The 9885-nt window shown below is 40.2% G+C and carries 6 protein-coding genes and 1 pseudogene; 4 read left to right on the top strand and 3 right to left on the bottom strand.

All coding sequences use genetic code 11. The annotated features are described in order from the left end of the window. Positions 1-279: 279 nt before the first annotated feature. From LO761_RS07685 to LO761_RS07675, 3 genes and pseudogenes are all read left to right on the top strand, one after another. Positions 280-3660: pseudogene (locus tag LO761_RS07685) on the top strand (glycosyltransferase family 117 protein); the annotation flags it as partial. A 101-nt stretch (positions 3661-3761) separates the two neighbouring features. Then, positions 3762-4373: a polysaccharide deacetylase family protein gene (locus tag LO761_RS07680; RefSeq protein ID WP_272817700.1), complete on the top strand. Its 612-nt coding sequence runs from the start codon at positions 3762-3764 to the stop codon at positions 4371-4373. Between the two features lie 3 nt (positions 4374-4376). Continuing rightward, complete coding sequence (locus tag LO761_RS07675; RefSeq protein ID WP_272817699.1) at positions 4377-5645, top strand: XAC2610-related protein; 1269 nt, start codon at positions 4377-4379, stop codon at positions 5643-5645. Between the two features lie 51 nt (positions 5646-5696). Here LO761_RS07675 and dacB read toward each other — a convergent pair whose 3' ends face one another. From dacB to LO761_RS07660, 3 genes are read right to left on the bottom strand one after another with little or no spacing between them, the layout of a single operon-like run. Then, the gene (dacB, locus tag LO761_RS07670; RefSeq protein WP_272817698.1) at positions 5697-7100 is read right to left on the bottom strand and encodes a D-alanyl-D-alanine carboxypeptidase/D-alanyl-D-alanine endopeptidase; all 1404 of its coding nucleotides are present in this window, start codon (positions 7098-7100) and stop codon (positions 5697-5699) included. After that, a complete protein-coding gene (gene lpdA, locus LO761_RS07665; protein WP_272817697.1) occupies positions 7101-8441 on the bottom strand; it encodes a dihydrolipoyl dehydrogenase in 1341 nt (446 codons plus the stop codon). 10 nt (positions 8442-8451) lie between these two features. Further along, positions 8452-8871, bottom strand: a complete 420-nt coding sequence (locus LO761_RS07660; protein WP_272817696.1) for a PH domain-containing protein — start codon at positions 8869-8871, stop codon at positions 8452-8454. Positions 8872-9440: 569 nt separating this feature from the next. Here LO761_RS07660 and ybeY point away from each other — a divergent pair. Continuing rightward, positions 9441-9875, top strand: coding sequence for an rRNA maturation RNase YbeY (gene ybeY / locus LO761_RS07655; protein WP_272817695.1), 435 nt, complete (start codon positions 9441-9443; stop codon positions 9873-9875). Positions 9876-9885: the final 10 nt, after the last annotated feature.

Raw genomic sequence — 9885 nt, 5'->3', positions numbered from 1 at the left:
CCAGACTCCTCATACTCGCGAAGAAGCTTTAATTTTTCTTCCTCACTGTAATGTTTGTACTTTTTACGCATAAGTTATACACATTTTTATGGTTATTAAATGTGTCTACTTATATCAGTATAAGTCACCTACGTTAAAGAGTCTCCCTTTTACTTACAAAAAAATACTCTTTAGAAAAGAAAAAAGAATGCAGATAACACTAAATAACAACAATTCCCACCCAATATCCAATAAAACTTGCTATCTTTGCGAGTTATTATCAATGAACTTATTAATTTCATGAGAAATTACAAATTCTTAAATAATCTAATTGGCTGGGTTGTATTTGCCATCGCAGCTTTTACCTACTGCATGACTATTGAACCTACTGCCAGTTTCTGGGATTGCCCCGAATTTATTACTACAGGCTTTAAACTGGAAGTGGGTCATCCGCCCGGCGCGCCTATCTTTATGTTAACATCCAACCTATTCTCACAGTTTGCCGGCGATCCTTCACAAGTAGCCCGCATGGTAAACACGATGAGTGCCCTGATGAGCGCAGGTTGTATTCTGTTCTTATTCTGGACAATTACCCATCTGACACGTCGTTTGGTATGCGAGAAAGAGCATGAAATGACTACTGCCCAAATGATTATGATTCTTGGTTCAGGTGTAGTGGGTGCTTTAGCATATACTTGGAGTGATACATTCTGGTTCAGTGCCGTGGAAGGAGAAGTTTATGCTTACTCCAGCTTGTTCACAGCAGCAGTTTTCTGGCTTATACTGAAATGGGAAAGTGTAGCCGATCAGCCTCACTCCGACCGCTATCTGGTTTTAATAGCATACCTCACAGGTCTGTCTATCGGAGTCCATTTATTGAACCTACTTTGCATTCCGGCCATCGTACTGGTTTGGTATTACAAGAAGTATCCGGATGCCAATCTGAAAGGTAGTCTTTTAGCCTTAGCAACCTCTGCGCTCATTGTTGCAGTAGTACTTTATGGTATCGTTCCGGGAGTCACCAAAGTAGGCGGACAATTTGAACTCTTCTTCGTCAATGGCTTAGGATTGCCATTTAATACAGGATTGACTATCTATATCATTTTGCTGACAGCCGCTCTTATTTGGGGCGTTTACGAAACATATAAAGGTTCGGATGCAAAACGAGTGAAGATCGCATTCCTACTGGCAATTACCATGTTGGGCATCCCATTCTACAGCTATGGGGTTACTGCCATACTTATCGGTATTGTCGTGCTCGTCATTCTCCACGCTATTCTTTCCGGAAAGATTAAAGGCTGGAAACCATCAGCCCGTCTGCTGAACACCTCTTTGCTCTGCATGATGATGATCATGGTCGGCTATTCTTCTTATGCGCTTATCGTCATCCGTTCCACAGCGAATCCGCCTATGGATCAGAATTCCCCGGAAGACATATTCACATTAGGTGAATACATGGGACGCGAGCAATATGGAACATGGCCTTTGTTCTATGGTAAGACATACGCGTCCAAGCCCGCTATCAAAGAGGTAGAAGACGGTTATCAATATGATTTTGTAGAAGGAGCTCCTGTTTATCAACGTAAAGAAAAAGCCTCTGATACAGAAAAAGATCGTTACGAAATTATTCGTCATAAATCAGAATATAAGTATGCTCAAAACATGATATTTCCTCGTATTTGGGAAGAGAAATACGCACAAGCATACGAAGACTGGTTGGGTGGCGTAACAGGGAAACAAGTTCCATACGACCAAGCCGGTGAGATTACCATGATTAAAGTCCCGACCCAATGGGATAACCTGAAGTTCTTCTTCTCTTATCAAGTGAACTTTATGTACTGGCGTTACTTTTTATGGAACTTCGTTGGTCGTCAAAACGATATTCAGGGGCAAGGTGAAATAGAACACGGCAATTGGATTACCGGTATTAATTTTATAGACAACTTCCTTGTTGGTAATCAGGATTTGTTGCCTTCTGAGCTGAAAAACAATAAAGGACGCAACGTATTCTATGGCTTACCTCTGATTCTTGGTCTCATTGGATTATTCTGGCAAGCTTACCGTATCCATCGGAAAGAAGATAAAAACGGGAATATTATTGACGAGCCGATTGGAATTCGCCAGTTCTGGGTAGTTTTCTTCCTTTTCTTTATGACAGGATTGGCCATCATCCTCTATCTAAACCAAACACCTTTGCAGGTTCGTGAACGAGACTATGCTTATGCCGGCTCATTTTACGCTTTTACTATCTGGATCGGCATGTCTGTTGCTGCCATCGGTAGCTGGCTGCAAAAGAAAGTGAAAGTTGACAGTCGTGTCTCCGCAACTATCGCCTCCGTCCTTTGTATTTTAGTTCCCCTTCAAATGGTTTCTCAAACATGGGACGACCATGACAGAAGTAACCGATACACGTGTCGTGACTTTGGGCAGAATTATTTGAACAGTACTTCTGAAACCGGAAACCCAATCTTATACACCAATGGAGACAACGATACTTTCCCTTTGTGGTACAATCAGGAAACGGAAGGTAAACGTACCGATGTCCGCGTATGTAACTTGAGTTACTTGCAAACCGATTGGTACATAGACCAAATGAAACGTCCTGCATACGATTCTCCTGCTGTTCCTATCAATTGGAGTCGTTTGGAATATGTGTCAGGACGTAATGAAGCTGTCCCCGTTAGACCGGAAATGAAAAAAACTATCGATCAATTCTATAAGCAAGACAGTATTATGTCCGTAGCAGAATTTGGCGATAATCCATACGAGCTGAAGAATATCCTTGTTCATTGGGTCCGCAACCCAAAGAATGAAGATCTTAGAATGATTCCTACAGACAGCATCGTCTTAAAGCTGGACAAGGAAGCTATCAAAAAGTCCGGCATGATAATTCCCGACTCTTTACACGGACAGATTCCCGATTACATGACCATATCACTGAAAGGTAAACGTATGCTTTACAAGAGTGAGCTGATGATGCTCGAGATGCTGGCAAACGCCAATTGGACTCGTCCTATTTATATGGCTATCACCGTAGGAAGTGAAAATCATCTGAATCTGGATAATAACTTCATAATGGAAGGTCTGGCATATCGTATCACGCCTTTCAACAATAAAGAAACAAAGGTCAGTATAGATACGGATAAAATGTACGACAACCTTATGCACAAATTCAAGTTCGGAGGTATTGACAATCCGAATATCTATTTAGAAGAGACAACGCTAAGAATGTGTGACACACATCGCCGTATGTTTGTCTTGCTGGCTTCACAACTTATCAAAGAAGGAAAGAAAGATAAAGCGCTTGAGGTCTTGGATTACTGTCAAAAGAAGATTCCGGCAAAGAATGTTCCTCACGATTACATCTACAGTAATTCAAAAGAAATGGCTGAGGATTACATTGCCTTAGGACAGCCCGAAAAAGCAATGCCGATACTTAATGAGTTGGCCAATAATGCTGTAGAATATATCTCTTGGTACGAAAGTCTCGACGAAACTCGCTTCAGAGGTTCTTATGAGAACTGCGTCCGTTACATTTATATGCTGGATGAGCTGAATAAGAGTTTCACAAAGATGGCTTTGGATTCCGGAAATAATAAAGAGAGCATTTATACCAAAACTGCCATTCATTATGCGAAGATCTTCGAAGTTTTGTATGAGACATTCAACAAACGTATAGGCAATGATAAGACACAAAGCCAAGAGCAGAATGAATCAGAAAGTGAACAAATCGAGGCACAAGATTCCGAACAAGTAGAGTAATAGCGATAAACGACTTTGACATGTTTATAGAACAACCTCCTTTATTAATGCGGTGGATTTATCCGCGAGCCTTTTGGCGAATGGATAAACATGTCAAAGCCGTTTATTTAACTTTCGACGACGGACCAATTCCGGACATTACACCTTGGGTATTGGATTTGTTAGACCAATATCAAATCAAGGCAACTTTCTTTCTTGTTGGAGATAATGTAAGAAAACATCCCGAAGAGTTCAAGTTAATACTGAAACGCGGACATCGAGTGGGCAATCACACTTACAATCATATACAAGGCATTCATTACCTCAGCAAGAATTATCTGAAGAATGTGGAAAAAGCCAATGAGCTTATCCACTCAAACCTTTTCCGCCCACCACACGGTTTTATGCGATGGGGGGAATATATGATACTCCGAGATAAATATCAAATGGTAATGTGGGATTTGGTGACACGCGACTATAGTAAGCGGCTCACCGGACCGGAAGTTTTTGAAAAAGTAAAAAAGTATTGCAGAAACGGATCCATCATCACATTCCACGACTCATTAAAATCAGAAAAGAATATGAAATATGCCTTGCCTAAGTCAATTGACTGGCTTATAGAACAAGGATATGAATTTAAAATATTCGATTAAATCATGAAGAAATTATTATTGCTTCTTATCTTCTCTCCTTTTTACTTCGTACAAGCTCAGGAAGAAGATGATGATAATATGGCACAATTATACATTGATCATAACATCAACGAGTTCACAAAGTATGATTTCTCAAACATCTTTAATCCGAAAGATTACGAATACATCGGCTATATGGGAGATAACTTCCAACGTTTGTACATTCATTTTGTACAAGTGACAAAGAGTCTTAATTCTCCTACCGTATACGATGTAAAAGGTATGTGGAGACAAAAAGAAGTGGTAAAAGAATTCACCGGAAACATTACCATAAACAAGGTACGTGAACTGATAGACAGTAAAGAGATGACCGGACAAACGGAATATGATCTGCTCGGTACCTATACTTTCGAGTCGGCCGGAGGACTCTTCAAAGGAAACATCTCATCCTTGTTCTATCTGCTAAAAGGAAAGCCGTATTTCGACGACTTGCTTTATACTACCGATGGGTACAGCAATAACCAGTTTGAAGGAAAATATACCATCGGACAAAGCATTCAAAAAGCTAATTGGGGAATCTGTCGCATACCGGACAGCAAAAAGTTAGATATCGGAGTGAGTGAGTTCATTGTAGACGACCCATATATAGCTCGTGGATGGAAAAGTTATATAGATGAAGGTGCCAAATCAGAAGCAGAGGAATGCAGGGAATGGTGGAAAGGGAAAGAAGAGATACGTATCACCTGGGAGACAAACGTTACGGAAAACAACATAGTAAAGGTTAATATTTTCCGCAATGGGAAACCATTACAAACCGTTACAAGTACACTTGACACAGAACCAACCGTCACCGAGACCATTGGCAACGTAACCTTAGAAGATGTTACTTTCGACGGCAATCGCGATCTGCTGATCAATTTAGGAGGATACGGTAGCCAGTTCACGACATACTATGACTGCTACGCATGGAATAAATCAAAGCAGCAGTTTGAATATATTTCCTCATTCAAAGATATCTGTAATCCGCAAATTTCGCAGATGAGTCGCTGCATTTTCTCGAATCCATCGGCAACGCAAATGGAACAAAACTTCGAAAAGTACGAATTCATCGGAAACTCTTTCACATTAACATCTACAGTCACACAGACCTTTACCAATGATGACTCTTGCACTTTTACCGAAAAAAAGATAAACGGCGATGAAGAAACTGTCATTCATAAAGATGTAAAAAGCATCGAGCAACTTAGCGAGGACTGGATGGAATTTCTTGCCCGTGCTACAACATTACAATGAATCAAAACACAGATTCTTTCACGGGATTAGAGGCTTATATCACTATAAATCTTAATTCCCGGCTAACGCAATACATATCTTATCCTGAATATCACGCGCTTCTTTCTGCTTCATTATATTCTGATTAATAATAGCAAAAGCCAACAGATGCCCGTTACTTGCTTTCACATAACCAGCTAAGGAACTCACTCCTTTTACCGTACCGGTCTTGGCATGAACATTATTCCGAGCCTTTGTCTTCTTCATCCGGTTCTTCAGTGTACCATCCACACCGGCAATAGGCAAGCTATCATAAAACACGTTAAATATCTCTTGGCGACTATAAGCATATTTCAGGTATGCCAACAATAACTCAGGCGATATATAATTATATAATGAAAGTCCGCTACCATCAACAATGTTATAATCGTCCGGATTCTTTCCTATCGCTCCGGAAAGAAATGTCTTTATTGCATCAGCACCATCTTTAGCCGTCAAATACTTATGCGAAAACATATTGGCAGCCACTTGATAAAACACAGATTCCGCACACAGATTATTACTTTTCTTCAGCATGGGTTCAAGCACTTCACGCAATGGACGGCTTAAGGTGAACAACGTTCTTCCATTCTTATCCAAACTGTCCGGACAAGTGGTAAAAATGACACACCTGCTCTGCACTCCTCTGTTGTTTAAGCGATTCACTAATGTATGTAGAAAGAATTTTTCCGAGGACTGTATGCTTAGATCAACTGTTGTACGACGTGTCACATTTCCAGTAACCGAAATAATATTTCCATTGCTAAGCCAATTACGTGTGATCTTCAGCTGCCCGGCAGCAGAATCATGACTAATCGCTCGATTGTCTACCTGATAATAATCGGAAAAAGGCATGCAGTCGACAGCCGCCTGAGTCCCTTTTTCCTGTGGAGAAACAGTCACACTCACACATCCCTGATTCAACATTAAAGGTGAAAGATAGGGTTGATCGGACGAAGGCGTATCATCCCACGACCAGCCCGGTCCCCAATACACAGAGTCCATCATTGATACGTCGGCAGCCAGTGTATCAGTAATGAAATGAATGCCATTCGCTATTACCGCGTCGGCCAGACGATTCAAATCCTCATCCGAAAACAGCGGATCAAAATGTCCAATGACGTAGAGATTCCCGTGGAGGGTATCTTGATTTATTTCACCTGTATAACAAAGTTTAGTATCGAAGGTGTAATTCTCCCCAAGTCGTGCTAAAGCCGTCACAGAAGTTATGATCTTCTCAGTTGATGCCGGACGGTAAAGCTTCTCATCCTGATATCTATAAAGTGATTTACCTGCAGTAAGGTCAAAGACGGTCACACCAATCTCTGAAGTCCGCAAAGTCTCCGAATTCACTAAAGCGTCCAGTCTCTGTTGAAGAGACTGGGCGTTTACAACATTCGTAATAAGAACCAATAAAAAAGTGACAATTTTTCTCATTTACAACTCACGAAATATCTCACTTACCGTAGGATGCGGGAATACATAACGCTTCCAGTCTTCAATCTTCCAATGATCTTCCACAGCCATAACTGCCAAAATAATGAGTTCTGAAGCCGGATTACCCAAAATATGCACCCCAAGCACCGTATCATCATCGGCGACCAAAACTTTACATACCCCATTAACGCCCTCATTCTCTGCAACAAACCGTCCTGAAAAAGCCATAGACAACTTTATTACTTTATAACTTATACCCTTCTTCTGAGCTTCTTCTTCAGTCAAACCAACACCGGCAATTTCCGGATTAGTATAAACCACACTCGGAATGGCACGATAGCTCATTACGTCATCTATCCCTAAAATATGATGAACTGCCACTTCCGCTTCCCTTACAGCTGTATGTGCCAACAAGGAAACACCATTCAAGTCACCGCAAACGTAGACTCCCTTTACAGAAGATTCCAAATGTTCGTTCACTTTAATCACTCGTCCATTCAATTCCAAGTTCAGTTTCTCAAGACCAAAACCTTGAGTTACCGGACGACGTCCGACACTCATTAAAAGTTTTTCAGCAGTCACCGTAGCAGAGCCGTTGGCATCCTCATAAGATACAGTAAATCCCGTATCATCCTGTGAAATACCTACAACTTTTGCCTGAAGCAGAAACTTAACACCCCGTTTTGCATACTCATTTTGCAACATCACAGAGAGTTCTCGATCCATCGGACCGATAATCTTATCAAGCATCTCAACAATAGTTACTTGCACACCCAATGAAGAAAAGAATGAAGCGAACTCCATACCAATAACTCCTCCACCGATAATAACTAACGAGGCAGGAACTTCCTTATTATCAAGAGCTTCTTTATGAGTCCAATATGAAACGTCCTCCACTCCGGGAATAGGTGGGACAAACGTATCGCTACCTGCACAAAGCAACAAATTCTCACACTCATACGTTTCATCACCACATTGAACGGCATTCTTATTTATAATATTAGCCTCACCTTCCACAATGGTTACATTAGCTTCTTTCAAACGAGCTTTAATGCCCAGCACTAACTTACGCACCACCTTCGTTTTCCGCATGATAATCTGCTTCAAGTCGTAAGAAGATTCCGGAATGGTTACACCATACGAACGTCCATGTTTGGTATAATCGTATATTTTAGCTGAATAAAGCAGGGTTTTCGTAGGGATACATCCCTCGTTCAAACATACTCCACCTACATTTCTCTTCTCAAAAAGGACAACACTCAATCCGGCTTTCCCTGCACATTCAGCGGCCGTATATCCCGCAGGGCCACCACCAACAATAGCTAATTGATATTTAGACATAGCAAAACGATTAACTGATTATTTTAATTGATTCATTTTTCTTTTTCAGCGCAGCAAGAAACTCATCCTGCCTTTTCGGGGAAATAAGTACCATGTTTTTCCTCCCCCTATCCAAGAACTTTATCTCCAAACGGTCTAACGAGAGAGCCGGAGCAGAAAGCGGATTATGCGTTTTCTTCACTTCAATAATGTCAGAGATAGGAATATTCACCGGCTTGAAAGGCTTAGCCTGCACAATGCGCAGCAGATTATCGGAAGTGATAACATACTTCGTTTTTATCAGCATACTAATAATCAGCAGCATGACAATAGTCAAAAGAATTGTTGCGATTATATCCTTCTCCCAAAGCTCATAAATAAGCGAGGCCGCAATAACAACCATAATAAATATAAAGATAAATCCTACTTTCGAATAAAAAGTTCTCTCCATGGTATTATAATTTATTGGCGCAAGTTACGAAATTTCATTTGCTTTCATCTCATTTTAATAGAAAATTAAAAATAGTTCTATTACATTAAAAAAGAGACCTACTATTCCGATGTAGAAGAACTTGAAAAGTGAACTATATAAGTTGCCGAATTCATCAGAAGATTTATTCGTTTCACACTTGTGAAACAAAAGAATCATACGTATGAGTTGAACGATTCATACGAATCACTTTTCATACTCTCTTGATGGTAAGCTTAATCTGCCTGACGAATGAGGAAGCATGCGCATTAAAACAAATTAAATCTTTGAATTAAACGGTGATATAGCATCAACGAATAATTGTTTGAAGTGGTTCCTACCGACGATGCCTTAGCGTATATTTTAAACATAGCATCAAATACTTTGCAAAATTCATCTGCCATAAAGATAAATTCTGTAACTTTGTCTTGGATGCGCATAGCGATTATAGCTTGTAACACTTTAATATTTAAGATTTTAAAGGCAACAATAAATTTCGCTAATCATCAAATTAATAAATACTTAATATTCCATCGAACTCACATTAAATTATGATCAGTTATCAGAGTGAAGATATTCAAATGCCGGACATTAATCAGGCAGAAGTAACCGAATGGATTAAACAAGTGGCGGCTACCCATCAAAAAAAGGTGGGAGACATAGCATACTTCTTCTGTTCCGACAAAAAGATATTGGAAGTGAACCGTGAATATCTAAAACACGATTATTATACCGATATCATTACATTCGACTACTGCAAAGGGGCAAAGCTTTCAGGTGATATATTCATCAGTTTGGATACTGTAAACAGTAACTCTTTTTTGTTTAAACAATCTTACAACAGAGAACTTCACCGTGTCATTATTCACGGCATTCTTCATCTCTGCGGAATCAATGACAAAGGCCCGGGCGAAAGAGAGATTATGGAAGCAAATGAAAACAAAGCACTCGCCTTACTCGATGAGATGAAAGCACGGAATGCTTAACCAATTCAAG

The organism is Phocaeicola oris (genome assembly GCF_021295095.1).
Lineage (GTDB): Bacteria > Bacteroidota > Bacteroidia > Bacteroidales > Bacteroidaceae > Phocaeicola > Phocaeicola oris.
Note: the sequence above shows the minus strand (reverse complement) of the source record. Positions and strands in the feature narration are given on the sequence as shown.

Bases quoted from the DNA above. Each gene is read 5' to 3' on its own strand.
- LO761_RS07680 (WP_272817700.1), top strand. From the start codon at position 3,762: ATGTTTATAGAACAACCTCCTTTATTAATGCGGTGGATTTATCCGCGA.
- LO761_RS07675 (WP_272817699.1), top strand. From the start codon at position 4,377: ATGAAGAAATTATTATTGCTTCTTATCTTCTCTCCTTTTTACTTCGTA.
- dacB (WP_272817698.1), bottom strand. From the start codon at position 7,100: ATGAGAAAAATTGTCACTTTTTTATTGGTTCTTATTACGAATGTTGTA.
- lpdA (WP_272817697.1), bottom strand. From the start codon at position 8,441: ATGTCTAAATATCAATTAGCTATTGTTGGTGGTGGCCCTGCGGGATAT.
- LO761_RS07660 (WP_272817696.1), bottom strand. From the start codon at position 8,871: ATGGAGAGAACTTTTTATTCGAAAGTAGGATTTATCTTTATATTTATT.
- ybeY (WP_272817695.1), top strand. From the start codon at position 9,441: ATGATCAGTTATCAGAGTGAAGATATTCAAATGCCGGACATTAATCAG.